Raw genomic sequence first — 16,479 nt, forward strand, 5'->3', positions numbered from 1 at the left:
CAACCCGGAACCGCCAGCGGAAGTGACCACGACGGCCACAGCATCGTTGGGGTTCGGCGGGAGAGCTGTTGCGCGCGACTCGGTCCCGGTGCGGGTCGGCTGGGCATCGACGTTGTCGTGCGATACCGCAGTTGGCAACTGGGCTTGAGGAACGGGCCAGTGCCGCCAGCTGCGCGGCGGTCAGAACGGGACTGATCCTGTTGCCCCACCCGATATTGGTTGCGGTGACAGCCAGCCCGTGATCGCGTGGGGTAGCGACCAGATACCGCAACGCGTCTCCCGCTGTGACGGCGTTGGGCGTATTCAGCGCGGCCACCGCAGCTGTGACGCCGACGGCCGCGGTGGCTGCCTTGTCCGGCGCCGCAAGACCCGGTTTTACGTCGGCGCGCTCACCGGTGCGGGCCGTGGGATGCGCGGTGGAATCGCGGTAGGCGGCGAGCAGATCCGCAGGAACGACGAGACCGAGTTCGGCATCGGAGGCGTAGGCCAGTGCGCTGCCGGCGACGGCTCTGGGGCGTGCGAGTGGAGTTCGTGAAGGAGTCCCTAACCTTCACCGGGGGGGATTCGCCGATGGCGAACCTGTTGCTGAGCGTGATGGGTGCCTTCGCTGAGTTCGAGCGCACCTTGATCCTCGAGCGCCAGCGTGAGGGAATCGCCGCGGCCAAGACTCGCGGCGCCTACACCGGCCGCAAACCCGCCCTCACCATCGAGCGAGCGAACCAGCTGCGCGCCCGTGCGGCCGGCGGGGAGTCGAAAGCCGCGCTGGCCAAGGAGTTCGGCGTCAGCCGCGAGACTGTCTACAGCTACTTGCGGGCCCCCGACTCCACCAGGGCCTGACCGGGAAGGCGGCCCCGGTTTCGGGCACGAGAATGGGGGCTGACCCGTGCCGGCGGGTTGTGGTCTGAGGTGCTGCCGCATGTAAAAGATCGTTCAACTGCTAGTCGGTGTGCTCCGCCTCTTGGTCGGGGCAAGCACTGTCGCCACCAAAGTGCCTTGCCTCCTCGTAGGCGGCGGCAAGGCGGCCGCCTACGGTCAATATGTCGCGGTGCTCAGACCCGAGAACCCGTACGAAGTCGGCGAAGGTCTGCTCGAACAGTGTGATCGCCTCATCCACTCGCCCCGCTCTCCAGTAGGCGACGGCGAGGCGCCCAGCCCGCCAATCAGGAGGTACGCGATCAGGGTATGGCTCATTGGTCACCGGCGGGCTGCTGTAGTCGTGCTCGTACCTCGGGTGGGACCGGAGTGCTGGGCCACGACGAAGTTCGACCGGTTCGCCCGCAACATGGCCGAGGCCGGCGACATCCTCACCGGCCTGCGCAAACGCGACGTGTTATTCGGGCTCGGCAGCTCGATCTACGACTGGAACGACCCGTTCGGCAAGCTATTCCTGCAACCCTCGCCATGGTCGCCGAGTTCGAGGCGAACCTGAACCACCTGCGCACCCGCGAGGGCATGGCCAAGGCCCGCGCGAAGGGCCGACTCAAGGGCAAACAGCCGAAACTCCCCTGGCCGCGCGGAAAACGATTCACCGCCGATACCACAACCCCCACGACGACGCGAGCCTTGCCGACCTCGCCGCGGAATACAGCGTCGGCCGCTCCACCATCCACCGCATCATCAGCGGCACCACGCCACGGGCATAGTGCCTACGGCGCTCATGTACTTGGTGACACGTTCCTTACTGGCACGTCTCCCGTGGGTTCACGCGGACTGAAGGACTTTCAGCGGGAACTCACGGGATTTTCGTGTGTGACATCGAGATTCGCGGCGAGTTTCGGGGAAGTCTAGCGGTTGCCGACTCGGCTCAGTTGTCGGCTGCCAGGCTGGCAGGCGACACTCAGTCGGCTGGCGGATGTTCGAGTTCGTCGCTGAGCAGGTGCTCGGCGACGGTCGCGGCGGCGGTGTTGTGGGAGATGCCGAAGACCAGCGTCAGGTGCAGCGGGTCGGGGCCGGCGGTGAAGGCCTCGTGGAGGATGCGATCGCGGCGGATCTGGTCGACGGTGCAACCGGTGGCCTGTATGCGGAGGTTGACGAATATCTGGCTGATCGGCGCGGTGTCATGCACGGTCTTCGGGCTGACCAGCACGTGCGGGTTCACGGTGGTCGGCCAGATCGTGCGGCGGTGATCGAGCCAGCGGCGGATGGCGCGGTGACCGAGGTCGCCGAGGCGCTGACGGCGTCCGGCGAGGGTGATGCGCCGGTTGGCCAGATCGACGTCGGTGAGTTTCAGGCGCCGGATAGCGCCGGTGCGGGCAGCGTTTTCCGCGGCCAGGGCGACGATGACCCGCCAGGCGGGGTCGGTGGCCAGTTGCTCGACGGCGTGGATCTCTTCGTCGGTCATCGGCAACAGGGGGAAGTCGGCGCGGCGGGCCTTGAGCCCGGTGGTCGGGTTGGCGAAGATCAGGCCCCGTTTCTTGGCGAACCGGAACAGTGATCGCAGAGATGCGATGGCGTTGGAGCGTTGCGAGCCGGTCAACGGCGCCAGCGCGGCGGTGATGTCGGCGCGGGTGACTTCCCGCAGGTGGTCGTAGCGGGTGGCCCATTGATCGAGAAACGGCCGGGCGCAACCGAAATAGACGTAGAGGGTGGAGGTCGAGCGCGGCCGGGCACGAGCGTCCCGTCCAGCAGAACCGTCAGCCAGTGCCGGGCTGGCTTGGCAAAGCCAGACGCGAGATCGGTTGTCACGCAGTCGATCCAGGATCGGATCGTGGCTGTCGAGTCGTCGTCCAGAAGCTCGAGATCAGTGAGGACTTCGACGAGGCGGGGGCGTGACACCCAGCGGTGCGGGCGGGAGCGGACCTCGGTGAGCGGCACCCGCTGCCCTGCGGGCCGCCCGCCCAGGACTGTGACCAGGCCGTCGAGCAGGCAGCGTCGTGGACGGGCTCCAGCCCCGGGCCTGGCCGAGCTGGTGGGCGTGCTGCGCGGCGGCCCGCAGCACAGGGTCGGCAGCGGTCAGTGCTGGGTGTTGCCAGCGCGGCGGGATCGGTTCGCCCCTCTTGCGCCGCCAGTAGGACGCGAGAGCCGAACATCCTTTGCTGCAATAGATTTGGTTTCGCCGCCGCTTGTCCGGCAATGCCTTGCCGCACCGCTGGCAGTTCATCTGGGCGGCACGGATCGGCCGTCGCGGGTGCGTGGCAGGACCGGCCGGGCCTCACCACCGACCACGGCGGGAGCGTCCTCACCGGCCTGCGCGGGCGCTGCAACGGTGTCGGGCTCGGGGATCAGCAGTTCCTCGATACCGCAGCCGAGGACCGCGCAGATGACGTCGAGCTCTTCGAGCTTGACCGCGTTCGGGGTGCCCGACCACAGCCCGGACATCTTGCCGGTGCTGATGACCATGCCGCGATCGGCGAGCTTGTGGTGCAACTCGCTGGCCTTCCAGATACCGCGATTGGCCGCGGCCAGGCGCAGATTCCACTTCACTGGGCGAGTCCTTTCCATCGATCGGCGACCCGGCGCTGCCCGCTCACCCAGGCGTCTTCGACATGAGTGGCGTGGACGTGGATATACCGGGCAGTGGTGGCAGTCCAGGCGTGACCACAAAGCTCCTGAATGGCGAACAGATTCATCCCGCCTAGATAGAGCTGGCTGGCGCAAAAATGCCGAAGAACATGGGGTGTCAGCTTGCCCGACCAGGTCGGCAGGTGCTGGTCGACGGCCTCGGCCAAGGCCCGGCGGAACACGTCCGCGGTCGCTCACCGGCCGGTCCCGTCGATGTTCTTGCGCTCGGACGGAAACAGCGGGACACCGTGGCCGCGCGGGTCGATATCGAACTGGCCGAGCACGTCCTCGACGAACCAGCGCACGCTGCGGTCGGCGCCGTTGATCAACGGCACCAGCCGCGGTTTCGGGCCCTTGCGACGAGATCCCTTGCCGTGGCGGACATTCAGCTTCCCGAACCGGCCCAGCTCCCAGCTCCCAGCGCACATCGTCCAGGTCGAGCATGCGGGCCTCGTTGATCCGCAGGCCGACGTCGGCGACCAAGCGGGCGACGGCGTAGTTGCGGGCGATCGGGGCGAACTTCCGGCAGGCCGCCAGCTCCGCCCGCCACCCAGCGAACAACTGCTCGACCTCTTCAGCGGTCGGCGGGATCCGCAGCCGCGGATCCACCGACGCCTTCGGCCGGTTGATCTCATCCAGCGGGCACTCCACGACGCGACCGATGAGGTTGTGCAACTCGACCTTGTGCCGTAACTCCAGGAAGTGGAAATACACCGTCAGCGCTGCCGCGCGACCGATCCGCGTCGACGGCTTCGCCTCGCGCAGCACCTTGCCGAAGTAGGTGTCCGCGTCGGCAGGCTGCATCTCCCACAGTGGCCGACCGAACCAATCTCGGATCAGCTCCAGGTGATTCACGTCGTTGCGGATCGTGGAATCCACCAAGCCCGCCGAGGCCCGCGCCAGCACGAACCCCGACAACACGTCGGTCTCGAACGCAGCGATCTCGTCCTCGGTCGCTGGAGCCCGAAGCTCCCGAAGGTCACGCACCGCCGCCAGAGCCAACCCACGCCTCCTCGTCTTCATCCCGGCTGAAGCCACATCAGCCGCGCCGCAATACAGTCAGCACCGGTGATGTCGTCTCAATACCGGTATTCGGTGCGGGGACGCGCCTGGATCACCCGGTCCAGGCAGGATTCAGGGAAGTCGGGGACGGCTGGAAGGCTCAGGAACTCGTCGACTGTTGATTACCCAGCGCGGGCAGGTTCCGCTGTTCCGGCGGTGGCGCTGGCGGTCGTTATTGGTACTGGGAATCACGTTCGCAGCCTATTGGCTTCTGCGGTTGGTCGTCGGGGGGCGTGAAGCCGGAGCCAGCGGTGCCGATCGATGTCACCAAGTTGGCGTTGACCGTGGTCGGCGGTGTCGGTGGTGTGGTTGCGCTGGTGATCGCCTATCGCCGCCGGCGTGACCTCGAACAAGGACGGTTCGTCGAAGCTCAGTATGACCCCCTCCAGTCCGACGGGGCCAAGGTGGCGGGCGGGGCTACCCCGATTCGCCGACTGACGAGTGACATCCAACAGCTGATACCAAACCTGTTTCACGTCACGAACATGTTCGTGACGTCCAACAGCAGATCAGCATCATCAAACACCTCTTGACGGTCGGAAAACTCGACAATCGAGCCATGGCGACCGACCGAGACGATTCGGGGTTCACCTGTCGGGCTGAGGGGTGCCCCGCCGACCGGGAGGTCCTGCTCCATCTCGTAGACGATCCTTGGGGTGGTGCTGACCTCTGCGCTGCCCACGCCCGGCAGTTCGCTATCCAGACGCCGCTGGTCTGGGCATGCGAATGCCCGTTCTGCCAGCGAACGCGTGCGTTGTTCTGACTACCTGGCCTGGCCGGGCGGGGGATCCGTGGGCAAAAGGGTGCCGAGGTTGCAGGCGTGGAAGCCAGGGTATTTGCGACCGTTGGTCGCCTCGGTCAGGAGCTGGAGAACGGGCAGGTCGCGAGAGTGACGGAACTCGTCGAGTGTGGTGAGCATCGTGGCATGCTCGGGGCTGACGGGGAGTTCGCGAGGTTCGCGCATGTCAGTTCCTTGGGGTGTTGACGAGTTCTGGGGCGACGATCGTGCGGCTGGCAACTTCGGGGAAGGCGGGGATGCTCAGGAAGACGGTGGCGGCCTGGCGTGCGCGCTGGTCGAGCTGGGCCAGTTTTTCGTTGGCCGCAGCGAGGCTGACGCGGAGGCCTTCGGCCTCGCCGAGCCAGCCCTCGCGGTCGGCCTCAGCGATGCGCAGGGCCAGGTTGTCGCGGATCTTCTCAAGCCGGCCGCTTTGGGCCGGGTCGACCCGCAGGACCGGGCATCGTATGCAGCTGTGCTCATGTTGGCAGCTTGTTCCATATGCTCTGCCGCATTCGCCGAGAGCGACCTTTCGGCGCTCGAAATGCCCGAGGAACTCGTCCCACTCCGCGTCAGTCGGAGTCCGGTATTCCTCACTCGGTCGCACTGCTCGACGCCGCGCGATGAACGCGCGGTGCCCGTTGATCGCTTCCTGGGGGTAGACGGCCTTGTATCCCATCGTGGTGGATATATCCTTGTGCCCCAACAGCATTTGCGCGATGTGCGGCGGCATGCCGTTGAGAATTGCATCGGTAGTGAAGATTCTCCGTAGGTCGTGGGGCTGGAAGTAGATAGGCTCTCCGTCAGCGTCCTTCAGGGCGGTGGCCTCGAAGATTTGCCTGATGCCTTTGCGGATTGTCGTGCTGGAGACGGCCTTTTTGAGGCCAGCATGGTCCCACTGGAACAGCACCGGAGCTGGTGCAAGCCAAACACGTTCGGCCTGGTCGTAGAAGGGAACCAGTGGAATCTTTCCGTCGTTCTGTCGAACTCGGGCAATGATCGTTGACAAGACATCGGCCAACTCCGGACTGATGACCAGGAGGCGTTCCTCGTCGGTCTTGGATGGCGCGATTTGCAGGAGGGGGACGATCTGCCCTGACTCGGGATGCCGATATTGGACGATGCTGTGGTGGCTGGTTTCGAGCATCTCCTCGATCCGGGCACCGGTGTGTCGAAGGAATTCCACTGCCGCCCAGCCCCAGAAGGCGCGGTGCTCCTCCGCCTGAAGGCGGCGGCGGCGACCGGACGAGTCGACGACACCCATGATTTGGTGAAACTGCCCGGTCACGGCGGTCTTGGTGAAGGTCTCGCCCAGGACGGTGAATGACTCGCCGGATTTGGTGTCCAAGCTTGCCTCGAGGCGCAGGCGGGCCTCCTCCACGCGGCGTTCGGCGGTCTGGACGAGGAGAGGGAGCAGGGGCAACCGTTCGCGGGTGCGCTGGTCCATACGAGCCTTGCGCCGAGAAGCAGCTTTCCTCATAGCGGTGGCGGTTTCCGACCCACGGACCGGGCTCGGAACTGCCCATCGCGCCCATCGCGCGGGATCTTCGGTGGCCCACTGTGCGAGATCCAGATAGAACGCTCGAACAGTGGTCATGAGTTGGAGATAGCCGACGCGAGGAGCTGTGGCCTCGACCGAGGTTCCGTCAGGAAGCCGCTTCCGATGGGTCTTGGTGCGGATGCGTTGTTTCCAGTCCCGCGCGACTTCAGGCGCGAGGTGAAGCGAATCGATACCTGGATGATGTATTTCCAGGTTCTTCCAAAAGTGCAGTGCAAGTATGCGGGCGAGGTCTTCCAACGAGGTGTAGTCGAGCGCGGTCTGGCGCTCCGCCAGATAGCTGACCAGCAGGTCGCGAACGTCGCGATTGGCGAGCTCGTAGCGGTCTATCAGTCTTTCGATGCCGTATTGGCCACCGAAGTGCGTAATTCCTCGCAAGGTTGCCGGTGCGCCGGATGGGAAGATGCCAGCCGACTCGAGCAAGGCATAGAACAGATACCGGCGGTGGCCGACCAGTCCGATGCTCAATTCCAGTTTGCGCAGTTCGATGCAGTCTCCGACTGTGATGTCACGAACGCCACCGCCTTTCGTCAAGATCAGGATGGAGATCTGCCATCGGGTCATCGGCATGTGCCGTGGTGTCCAGATTTCGGGATCGGCCTTCGCGTCGAGGAGGGCGAAGCCTGACGGATCCGTGTGTTGTGCAATCGCTGCGGCCCAATGCCTGGTCTTCGACACAGTCAGCAGAAAGGCCTGACTCGGGCAGATTATTTTGGCGATAGACAGCATCATCAGCCCGCATTGCAGGTCCGGTGCCTTGCTCTTGCTGTCCTGCGAGATAAGCCACTCTGCTGCCGCCGCTGTCCACGGTGCATCGGAGGTCTCGGCGCCGGTAGCCTCCCATCGCTGCTGCCAGGTCTCGCCCGGGAAGGTCTGCAACCACTTCAGCATCCTCCGGACAGACTGTCGGCGGCGCCACCGCGTGCCTTCGAACGCAGAACGGAACGGCGGTATGTCGATTCGTTCGACGGTTTTCTCGATTGCCAGAATCTCGGGCGATCCAGATATGAACGGACGCGCGGGAAACTGGGTCAGGACCTGCGCGGCGAGCAGCCCTCGAGTTTCTTTCGCTCGTTCGTACTTGCCACTGGCCCAATTGATCTGTGATGTCGCTGTTCCGGTAGCTGCGGGCATTACGACCTTCCGAACAGGACGTCGAGGGATCGGGGGTTGTAGCCCGGCGCAGGTAATTCCGGCACGGGCGCTGCGCCTTTGGTCTGGCGGGTGTGGTGAGCGAGGACGTTGGCGATCACCTCGTCCTGGGTGGGGGTCGTGTAGAGCTGCGTGGTGGTCAGATAGGCGTGCCCGAGGACCCATTGGACATCGGTAATGCCCATCTCTGGGTCGGCGGCCATGCGGTAAGCAGCGGTGTGACGCAAGGCATGGATCGAGTAATTGGAGCCGAGCACGTGCTGAGCACGAGCGAACATGGCACGGGCTGCGTGATAGGTCAGAGGCCGCCAGGGGCGGCGCAAGGTGAACCAGAGCGGATGGCGGCGTCCGCGAGGTGCGCCCTTTCGCCAGATCTCCTCCTGATAGAGCCGTAGCCAGACGAACGCATCCGGAGACACCGGCAGCTGCTGAACATCTCGAGATCCCTTGCGGGTCACTGCGATCAATTGCTGGCCGGGGTCTTCGTCTCCTTGGCGCGCAGACAGCAGTTCCTCGGCGCGGGCGCCGGTCGAGACCCAGAACGCCAGCAGAGCGCGATCCCGATGCGACTTCAGCGCGGTGAACACCCTGTCGTAATGTTCGTCGGGAATCTTCTTCGGGATGCGCTTGGGGACCTTCGGCCGATAGCGGCCCACACGTTCCTTCCGGTATGGGTCTATCGGGTTGTGGTGTTCGTGCGTCCGGCTCGACCGCCGTGCGCGATCTAGCGGGAACGGGTTGATCAATGGACCCTGACCGAGGTCCTCCAGCTGAAAGTTGTAGAACGCCCGGAGCACTGTCTCCGCGTGTGCCCGAGACGATGCCGAATACTTCGGCCCGGGACTGGGTTTGCCCGTGACGGCGTTGACGCCCGGGTCGAGTTTGCGTCGTTGTCCGACGAGCTGGCCGTCGGCTTTCTCCCGCCAATGGACACGAACTGGTTTGTCCGCCAACAGCATCCATCTCGCGAAGTCACGTCCCTCCGCCGGTGTCACCTTGTCCCACGCGACGTCGATTGCCGCGAGGAATCGCCACCACCGCAGCAGATCGTTGCCATACGACCGAATCGTGGACGGCCGCTTGTCCCGAGCCTGCAGTTCAGCGAAATATGCTGCGGCCGAATGGATCACCGCACCGTTCGCATCGAGTAGCCGGAACGGCATCCACGCATCGCCGGTCTCCTGGAGGCGACCGATTTCCGGCACAACAAGTCTCGACAGATCCCGCTCGGAATCCTCAGCACGCATGGCGCGGAAAGCTATCAGAACACAGCTTCTACCTGCAAAGATGAGAGCGTTAGTTCAGTTAATACGGCGCACCATTCGACGTCGGTGGCCGCGATGATCGGTGGCGGATCGGGCACCGCCCGTCCCGGTGCGGTCAGCCGCGCTCACCGCGGCGTGCTATTCCTCGACGAATGCGCCGAGATCGGCACCAAGGTGCTGGAAGCGATGCGAACCCCGTTGGAGGAAGGCGAAGTACGGATCGCCCGCAGCGACGGCGTGGCACGCTATCCAGCTCGCTTTCAGCTGATCCTGGCAGCAAACCCCTGCCCGTGCGCCCCGGCCCGGGACATCGACTGTATCTGTGCCCCACTCGCGCGCCGCCGCTATCTGGGCAAGCTGTCGGGCCCACTGATGGATCGCATCGACATCTGGGTACAAATGCACGGCCACGTCGGCGCGGCCTTCGGAACCGAAGCCGCCGAGAGCAGTGCGGTAGTGGGCGACCGAGTAGCGGCGGCCCGCCAACGCGCGGTACAGCGCTGGCAAGAATACGGCTGGGTGACCAACGCCGAGGTCCCCGGACACATACTGCGCCAACGTTTCCGACTGCCCCGCGAAGCACTGGCTCCCGTCGAGGCCGCCTTGCGACTCGGTCGCCTGTCCGCCCGCGGCGCCGACCGCGCCATCCGAGTCGCCTGGACAATCTCCGACCTTCGCGCCAGTGACTTCCCAAGCGCCCAGGACATCATGTCCGCGTTGAACTTTCGACAGCGGGGCGCACAGTGAGCGAGTTGACGACGGCCGGGTCATCGACACCAGGTGATGAAAGCCCGGACGACCGTGTGATGTCCGATGTGGTCATTCCGGCTGCGCAATCGGTGGTCGGAAGCGATGGGAGCCGTGCGTCGGGCAGGCATGCTGCGCCTGGTCTGTCAGTGGTCGGCGACGAAAGTGCGGTGGATGCGGCCTCCGCCGCTGCACAGTTGGCGGCGGCCGCTGAGCGCGGCGCAGTAGGGTCTTCCGCCGCCGGGCAGTCGATGTCGGTCGATGACGGAGATCCTGTGTCCGAGGCGGTCTCAGTCGCCGTGCCGTCGGTGGTGGGTGGTGATGGTTGCGTGGTGCGGGGTGCGACATCTGGCCCTGTGTGCGCCGGTGGGGTGGGCGGTGTGGGTGTAGCGGATGAGCGGAGGTTGGCGTGGGTTTATTTGTCGCGTGTGGTGGAAGGGCCTTGTGCGGCGCTGTCTTCGCTGATCGAGTCGGTGGGGGTGGTTGAGGCGGCGCATGCGGTGCGGCAGTGTGCGCTGCCGGAGTCGTTGCGTGGGCCTACCGAGAAGCGGCGTGGGATCGACGGTGCTGCACGGGATCTGGAGGTGATGGAGCGGCTCGGTGGTCGGGTGGTGACACCCGATGATCCCGAGTGGCCGGCGTGGCGGATGTTGGGACTGAGTCAACTCGAGCCGGGGCGGGACCCGGATGGTGCGGTGCCGCTGGTGTTGTGGGTGCGGGGTCCACGGTCGTTGTTGGAGTCGAGTGAGCGGGCCCTCGCGGTGGTCGGCGCGCGGTATAGCAGCGGCTATGGTGACCGCGTCACAGGGGAAATCGCGGGTGACCTTGCGGCGCAGGGCTGGACGATCGTCTCGGGAGCAGCGTTCGGGATCGATGGCATGGCGCACCGGGCGGCACTGGCGGTGGACGGCCCGACCATCGCGGTTCTCGCCTGCGGCGTCGATCGCGCCTACCCGGCGCAGCACGCACGACTGTTGGCGGAGATCGCCGACTGCGGACTGGTCGTCAGCGAATACCCACCCGGCGCGGTCGCGCGCAAACACCAGTTCCTGGCCCGCAACCGACTGATCGCAGCCCTGGCCGACGGCGTTCTGGTTGTGGAGGCGGGCCTGCGCAGCGGCTCGCGCAACACCGCCAAATGGGCCCGTCGCCTCGGCCGCCCCGCGCTTGCCGTTCCCGGCCCGGTCACCTCGGCATCCTCCGTCGGCTGCCACCACATGATTCGTGACGGGGAAGCAGTGCTTGTCACCCGCGCCGAGGAGGTGATCGACGAAGCGGGACCACTGCGGCTGTCGCTACCGACCCACCAGAAACCCGACCCAGGAGACGGATTGTCCGGCGACGAAGCCGCGGTCTTCGCCGCACTGCCGAAAGTTGGCTCTCGCCTGCCCCGGGACCTCGCCGACCAATCCGGTCTGGCGCTGGCCACGGTCCGAGCCGTCCTGCCCGCGTTGGAGCTGACCGGAATGGTCGGCATGGACGGAAACGGCTGGTACCGAATCGGGCGGGCGCCTGAGCCGGGATCCACCGATCCGGTTGGAAAGAGCCAGGTTTGAAGGTCTCGGCGCCGCTCAGGTCGTCATGCAGGTTGGTCCGAAGAGCACTTTGAGGTCTCCCATCAATGCAGATGATTTGCAGATCCGGAAGCGGGGATCGATCGTATGTGATCGTTAGAGCCCGGCAGGATCGTTCGGAACCGGGTCCGCGGTGGTCATCGCGGCGCGCTGGCTTGCCAAGCGTGCTGCCGCGGGAGACGGTGGAGTGATGGAGTTGCCGGAGGATCTCGAGGCGTTGCTGGAGGAGTACAAGCGACATCTGCGGTTGGGACGTAATCGGTCGGCGCATACCGTGCGGGCTTATCTGGGCGACGCGCGGTCGCTGCTGACGCACCTATATGCGCGGTCGGCGGATTCCGCTGTCCGGGAACTGGATCTGACGCTGTTGCGGTCCTGGCTCGCCCAGCAGTCGACGGCGGGGGTTGCGCGCACCACGATGGCGCGGCGGGCGTCGTCGGCCCGGACCTTCACGGCGTGGCTGACCAGCACCGATCGGCTGCAACACGATCCGGGGCTGCGGCTCGGGTCGCCGAAGGCGCATCGGGTGTTGCCCGCGGTGCTCGGCGTCCAGCAGGCCGTCGCCGCCATGGACGCGGCGGAATCCGGTGCGGTGCAACGTGATCCGATGGCATTGCGGGACCGGTTGATCGTGGAGCTGTTGTACTCGACCGGAATTCGGGTGAGCGAGCTGTGCGGGCTCGATATCGATGACGTCGATCGGGAACGGCATCTGGTTCGGGTGCTGGGCAAGGGCAATAAGGAGCGCTCGGCGCCGTTCGGCGTGCCCGCCGACGAGGCCATCGCGAATTGGCTGCGGTATGGCCGTCCTGCCTTGGCGAGTGTGAATTCTGGGCGCGCGCTGCTGCTGGGTCGGCGCGGTAAGCGTCTCGATCAGCGCCAGGCAAGAACCGTTGTGCACGAGGTGGTTTCGGTGATACCCGGCGCGCCGGACATGGGCCCGCACGGCCTACGGCATTCGGCCGCAACGCATCTGCTGGAAGGCGGCGCGGACCTGCGGGTGGTGCAGGAACTGCTCGGTCACGCCAGCATGGCCACGACCCAGCTGTACACCCATGTCTCGATCGAGCGGTTGAAGAAGGTGCACGACCAGGCGCATCCGCGCGCGTGAGGTCGCACCTCGGACCCGTCCTCCGATGACCACGTGGGGTGGTGGTGCGGCGCGGGCACCGCCGCAGTGCCGCCTGACAGCGTCTTCTGAAACGGCTATTTGCGGCAAGCTGGTCGTCGATCTGGCGGCCCGCCCCGGCGTCGACTGGTAATGACCTTCCAGGACGCCACGCCCGTGTGAGGAAGAAAAGCCATTTCGGCTTCGCTGCTGCGTAGCGAGGTTCATGGACGGTCGTCTGGGTGGCGGTTACGCTGCCGTAGTGGATTGTTTTCTTACGGCACGAAACCGACCAGAGATGGAGTGGCGCCCGTGAACCCCTCGGCTACACGGTGTGCAGGTGGGTCCGGCTCGAACCAGCCGAATCTGCCGACCCGGCCACCGGGCTGCACAGTCAAATCACGTTGGCGTGGTTCGTCTTCTGGGGAGTACATGTGGTAATCACCGCGCTGGTGGCCATGCTCGCCGTGACCTGGCTCTGGGTGCGCGGCAACACCGAGCAGCCCGCGAACCGAGCCGAGTCGGTGTGACACTTCCCAGTCCCGCCGAGGAATCAGATGACGGCGAAGACATCGTCGACTATCGTTTCACCCTCGCCAACGAGCGCACCTTCCTGGCCTGGATGCGCACCTCGCTGGGTTTGCTCGCCGGTGGTGTCGCAGTGCACACGCTGGTGCAGCCGCTTCGTATGTCGGGCTTTAGGCAGGCGCTAGCGTTGAGTTGCATTGTGCTGGCGGTGATTATCGCGGTCGGCGCTTATGCGCACTGGCGGCGGGTCGGGGCGGCGATGCGGCGCGGTGAGCCGCTGCCTCACACGGTGATGGTGCCGATTCTCTCGGCGGGCATCGCGGTGGTGTCGGTGTTGGCGTGCGGCGTGGTGTTGCTGCGATGAGCCCGGCGGGTCTTGCCGCAGAGCGGACCGCGTTGGCGTGGCGACGTACGGCGATCGCCGCGATGGTCGTCGCCGTGCTGCTGCTCGATCACGCCGTGACCAGCGGATTGCGTGCGGCCGCGGTCGCACCGATCGGCGCCGCTGTCACCCTCACCGCCGTGGCGGGCATGTGCTACCTGCGCAATCGCAGTCTGCACGAGGGCCGCTTCGGACATGCCAAACGCGCGGTCGCCGCTACCGCGGCGGCGGTGGTAGCGGTCGCCTGTGTCGCGGCCGCCATCGGTGTGACGGATCCCCGACTCTAATTCCCTTCCGGTCCAGGCACTTTCGGTGACAGCGCAGGAGGATGGATATGAGCAATGCGACCGAGCCGAGCGACTTCATCATCGCGGAGCAGCAGCGCGCGACCGCTGCGCTGTCCTTCGCGGACACCACCGATCGTGCGGATGTAGACCGCGGTTTCATTGCGGCACTGGAGCCGGCCGTGGTCACCGGCTCGGACGGAACCGTGGTGTGGGACAACGCCTCCTACGATTTCCTGCGCGAGCCGTGTCCGGTATCGGTCAACCCGAGCCTGTGGCGGCAGTCCGGGCTGGTGATCAAACAGGGTCTGTTCGAGGTCACCGCGGGGATCTACCAGATCCGCGGCCTCGATCTGTCGAATATGGCGCTGATCGAAGGCGATACCGGTGTGATCGTCGTCGACCCACTGATTTCGGCGGAGACCGCCGCCGCCGGGTTGGCGCTGTATCGCGCGCATCGTGGCGACCGGCCGGTGACCGGGCTCATCTACACCCACTCACATGTCGACCACTTCGGCGGCTCGATGGGGGTGACAACCACCAATGATGTCAGGGCAGGGCGTTGCCCGGTGCTGGCTCCGGCCGGACTCCTGGAACACGCGGTCGCCGAGAATGTCTATGCGGGCACCGCCATGGCACGGCGTGCCGCCTACATGTACGGTGCGGCGCTGCCCCGCGGCCCGCGCGGGCAGGTGGGCGCCGGGCTCGGACAGACGACCTCGCTCGGCACGGTGACCCTCATCGCGCCGACCGTCGATATCACCGCAACGGGGCAGGAGGAGGCGGTCGACGGGGTCCGGATCGTCTTCCAGATCACCCCGGGGACCGAGGCGCCCGCCGAGATGAACTTCTACTTCCCGGATCACCGGGCGCTGTGCATGGCCGAAAACGCCACGCACACGCTGCACAATCTGCTCACCCTGCGCGGTGCGCTGGTGCGTGACCCGCACGTCTGGGCGAAGTATCTGACCGAGGCGATCAATCTGTTCGCCCGCGACTCCGATGTGGTCTTCGCCTCGCACCATTGGCCCACCTGGGGCACCGAGCGTCTCGTGGAATTCCTTGCCCTGCAACGGGATCTGTACGGATACCTGCACGACCAGACGCTGCGGCTGCTCAACCGGGGCTACGTCGGCAATGAGATCGCCGAGATGATCGCGCTGCCACCGGCCCTCGAGAACGCCTGGCACACGCACGGCTACTACGGCTCGGTCAGCCACAACGTGAAGGCCATCTACCAGCGCTACATGGGCTGGTTCGACGGCAACCCCGCCCACCTCTGGGAGCATCCGCCGGTCGAGTCCGCCAAGCGCCACGTGGAATTCATGGGTGGCGCCGACCAAGTGCTGCGCAAGGCGCGGACCTCCTACGACGCCGGCGACTACCGATGGGTGGCGCAGGTGCTCAACTACGTCATCTTTGCCGACCCGACCAACGAGGCCGCAAAAGCATTGCAGGCCAGTACTTTCGAACAGCTCGGCTATGGCGCGGAGAACGCCACCTGGCGCAATTTCTACCTCAGCGGCGCCTACGAGTTGCGCAACGGCTCGTTCGGCACCCCGACCAAATCCAGCTCTCCGACCATGCTGGCCGCCCTCACCATCGATCAGATCTTCGACGCCATGGCGCTGCGTGTCGACGGTCCCAAGGCATGGGACCAGCGGGTGATCACCGACTGGCACATCAGCGACGAGAACCGCATCCATCGCCTGGAACTGTGCAACGGTCTGCTCACCCACTACGACCTGCCCAGCGGCGTGACCATGCCCGACCCGGACGCCTCGTTCACCCTGACCCGGCCGATTCTGATCCGGGTCCTGCTGGCCGGTGAAGATTTCGGGGCCGCCGTCGCAGGCGGCGACATCAGTGTGGGCGGCGATCCCACCAAGCTCGCGGAGATCGTCGGCGTGTTCGACGAACCGGACCCGAATTTCGCCATCGTCACGCCGTGATCACTCTCCGTCGCAGGCCGCAACGCGGTGTCCCGGCCCGGTGAAATCGGGCGCGTCTGCGGTGATTGCCGTGGCCGCCGCAACGGATGAATCCGCGTGTCTCTGGCGCAAAACCGTCGACCGACCACCCCGCAGAGCGTACGGTCGGCCACCATGTCCACCGAAGCGATCGACAGGTCCGGGCCGCTCCGTGAGCGGCTGCGCGCAGCTCTCCCCGCCGCGATGAAGGCACGTGACCGCAACGCCATCGCCGCAGTGCGATCCGCACTGGGCGCGATCGACAACGCCGAAGCCATCGAAACCCCCGACGCGCGGGCCGGCGCCATCGAAACCAGCGCCGTCGGCCTCGGCGCGGCCGAAGGCCGCCGCCGCGATCTCAGCGAGTCCGACATCGAACAGATCGTGCGCACGGAGATCGCCGACCGCGCCACCGCCGCCGACGAATACGACAGCCTGGGTCGTACCGACCGCCGCGACGTGCTGCGCGCCGAGGCGGCCGCCTTGACCGCACTGCTGTAGGTCGTCGTCCCTGTTGGCTCGCCGCCACGTCGTCTCGATGCACGCGCGGCGGCGGGCTCAACTCCCGTCAGT

Annotated in this window: 16 protein-coding genes and 2 pseudogenes; 10 read left to right on the forward strand and 8 right to left on the reverse strand. The window is 65.9% G+C overall.

All coding sequences use genetic code 11. The annotated features are described in order from the left end of the window. Positions 1-513: 513 nt before the first annotated feature. Positions 514-837: pseudogene (locus ACV7NQ_RS27520) on the forward strand (helix-turn-helix domain-containing protein); the annotation flags it as partial. A gap of 100 nt (positions 838-937) precedes the next feature. Here ACV7NQ_RS27520 and ACV7NQ_RS27525 read toward each other — a convergent pair. Next, entirely contained in the window at positions 938-1,198 is a 261-nt protein-coding gene (locus tag ACV7NQ_RS27525) for a tetratricopeptide repeat protein (protein ID WP_463362266.1), read from the reverse strand. Positions 1,199-1,216: 18 nt separating this feature from the next. Here ACV7NQ_RS27525 and ACV7NQ_RS27530 point away from each other — a divergent pair, with 18 nt between their 5' ends. Then, positions 1,217-1,429, forward strand: a complete 213-nt coding sequence (locus ACV7NQ_RS27530) for a hypothetical protein (protein ID WP_463362267.1) — start codon at positions 1,217-1,219, stop codon at positions 1,427-1,429. Between the two features lie 408 nt (positions 1,430-1,837). Here the strand turns inward: ACV7NQ_RS27530 and ACV7NQ_RS27535 are convergent, their stop codons facing one another. From ACV7NQ_RS27535 to ACV7NQ_RS27560, 6 genes and pseudogenes are all read right to left on the reverse strand, one after another. Then, on the reverse strand, positions 1,838-2,476 hold the full coding sequence (locus ACV7NQ_RS27535; protein ID WP_463362268.1) for an integrase: 639 nt from the start codon (positions 2,474-2,476) through the stop codon (positions 1,838-1,840). 620 nt (positions 2,477-3,096) lie between these two features. Then, positions 3,097-3,423 carry a helix-turn-helix domain-containing protein gene (locus ACV7NQ_RS27540; RefSeq protein ID WP_463362269.1) on the reverse strand — a complete coding sequence of 109 codons (327 nt, stop codon included), beginning with the start codon at positions 3,421-3,423 and terminating at the stop codon, positions 3,097-3,099. Further along, positions 3,420-4,503: pseudogene (locus ACV7NQ_RS27545) on the reverse strand (tyrosine-type recombinase/integrase). Before ACV7NQ_RS27545 ends, ACV7NQ_RS27540 begins: the two are co-directional and overlap by 4 nt. Positions 4,504-5,035: 532 nt before the next feature. After that, a complete protein-coding gene (locus ACV7NQ_RS27550; RefSeq protein ID WP_463362270.1) occupies positions 5,036-5,245 on the reverse strand; it encodes a hypothetical protein in 210 nt (69 codons plus the stop codon). Positions 5,246-5,326: 81 nt separating this feature from the next. Next, positions 5,327-5,527: a hypothetical protein gene (locus ACV7NQ_RS27555; RefSeq protein WP_463362271.1), complete on the reverse strand. Its 201-nt coding sequence runs from the start codon at positions 5,525-5,527 to the stop codon at positions 5,327-5,329. 1 nt (position 5,528) lies between these two features. Further along, positions 5,529-6,785 (reverse strand): tyrosine-type recombinase/integrase, encoded by a 1,257-nt coding sequence (locus tag ACV7NQ_RS27560; protein WP_463362272.1) that lies wholly within the window; start codon positions 6,783-6,785, stop codon positions 5,529-5,531. Between the two features lie 216 nt (positions 6,786-7,001). On the opposite strand from ACV7NQ_RS27560, the gene ACV7NQ_RS27565 reads away from it, so the two are divergent. After that, positions 7,002-7,523, forward strand: coding sequence for a hypothetical protein (locus tag ACV7NQ_RS27565; protein ID WP_463362273.1), 522 nt, complete (start codon positions 7,002-7,004; stop codon positions 7,521-7,523). Positions 7,524-8,029: 506 nt separating this feature from the next. Here ACV7NQ_RS27565 and ACV7NQ_RS27570 read toward each other — a convergent pair. Beyond that, positions 8,030-9,295, reverse strand: coding sequence for a tyrosine-type recombinase/integrase (locus tag ACV7NQ_RS27570; protein ID WP_463362274.1), 1,266 nt, complete (start codon positions 9,293-9,295; stop codon positions 8,030-8,032). Here ACV7NQ_RS27570 and ACV7NQ_RS27575 point away from each other — a divergent pair. From ACV7NQ_RS27575 to ACV7NQ_RS27605, 7 genes are all read left to right on the forward strand, one after another. Further along, entirely contained in the window at positions 9,281-10,060 is a 780-nt protein-coding gene (locus tag ACV7NQ_RS27575) for an ATP-binding protein (protein ID WP_463365838.1), read from the forward strand. The two genes, ACV7NQ_RS27570 and ACV7NQ_RS27575, sit on opposite strands and share 15 nt — an antisense overlap. Positions 10,061-10,440: 380 nt before the next feature. After that, positions 10,441-11,616 carry a DNA-processing protein DprA gene (dprA, locus tag ACV7NQ_RS27580; protein ID WP_463362275.1) on the forward strand — a complete coding sequence of 392 codons (1,176 nt, stop codon included), beginning with the start codon at positions 10,441-10,443 and terminating at the stop codon, positions 11,614-11,616. A gap of 208 nt (positions 11,617-11,824) precedes the next feature. Next, positions 11,825-12,745 (forward strand): tyrosine recombinase XerC, encoded by a 921-nt coding sequence (locus tag ACV7NQ_RS27585; RefSeq protein WP_463362276.1) that lies wholly within the window; start codon positions 11,825-11,827, stop codon positions 12,743-12,745. 523 nt (positions 12,746-13,268) lie between these two features. Further along, on the forward strand, positions 13,269-13,634 hold the full coding sequence (locus tag ACV7NQ_RS27590; RefSeq protein WP_463362277.1) for a YidH family protein: 366 nt from the start codon (positions 13,269-13,271) through the stop codon (positions 13,632-13,634). After that, positions 13,631-13,939, forward strand: coding sequence for a DUF202 domain-containing protein (locus ACV7NQ_RS27595; protein ID WP_463362278.1), 309 nt, complete (start codon positions 13,631-13,633; stop codon positions 13,937-13,939). The genes ACV7NQ_RS27590 and ACV7NQ_RS27595 overlap by 4 nt, the downstream gene beginning before the upstream one ends. Before the next feature lie 47 nt (positions 13,940-13,986). Further along, positions 13,987-15,888 carry an alkyl/aryl-sulfatase gene (locus ACV7NQ_RS27600; protein ID WP_463362279.1) on the forward strand — a complete coding sequence of 634 codons (1,902 nt, stop codon included), beginning with the start codon at positions 13,987-13,989 and terminating at the stop codon, positions 15,886-15,888. A 153-nt stretch (positions 15,889-16,041) separates the two neighbouring features. Next, positions 16,042-16,407: a GatB/YqeY domain-containing protein gene (locus tag ACV7NQ_RS27605; RefSeq protein WP_463362280.1), complete on the forward strand. Its 366-nt coding sequence runs from the start codon at positions 16,042-16,044 to the stop codon at positions 16,405-16,407. Positions 16,408-16,479: the final 72 nt, after the last annotated feature.

The sequence above is a fragment of the Nocardia sp. Tas62D01 genome (assembly GCF_055232035.1).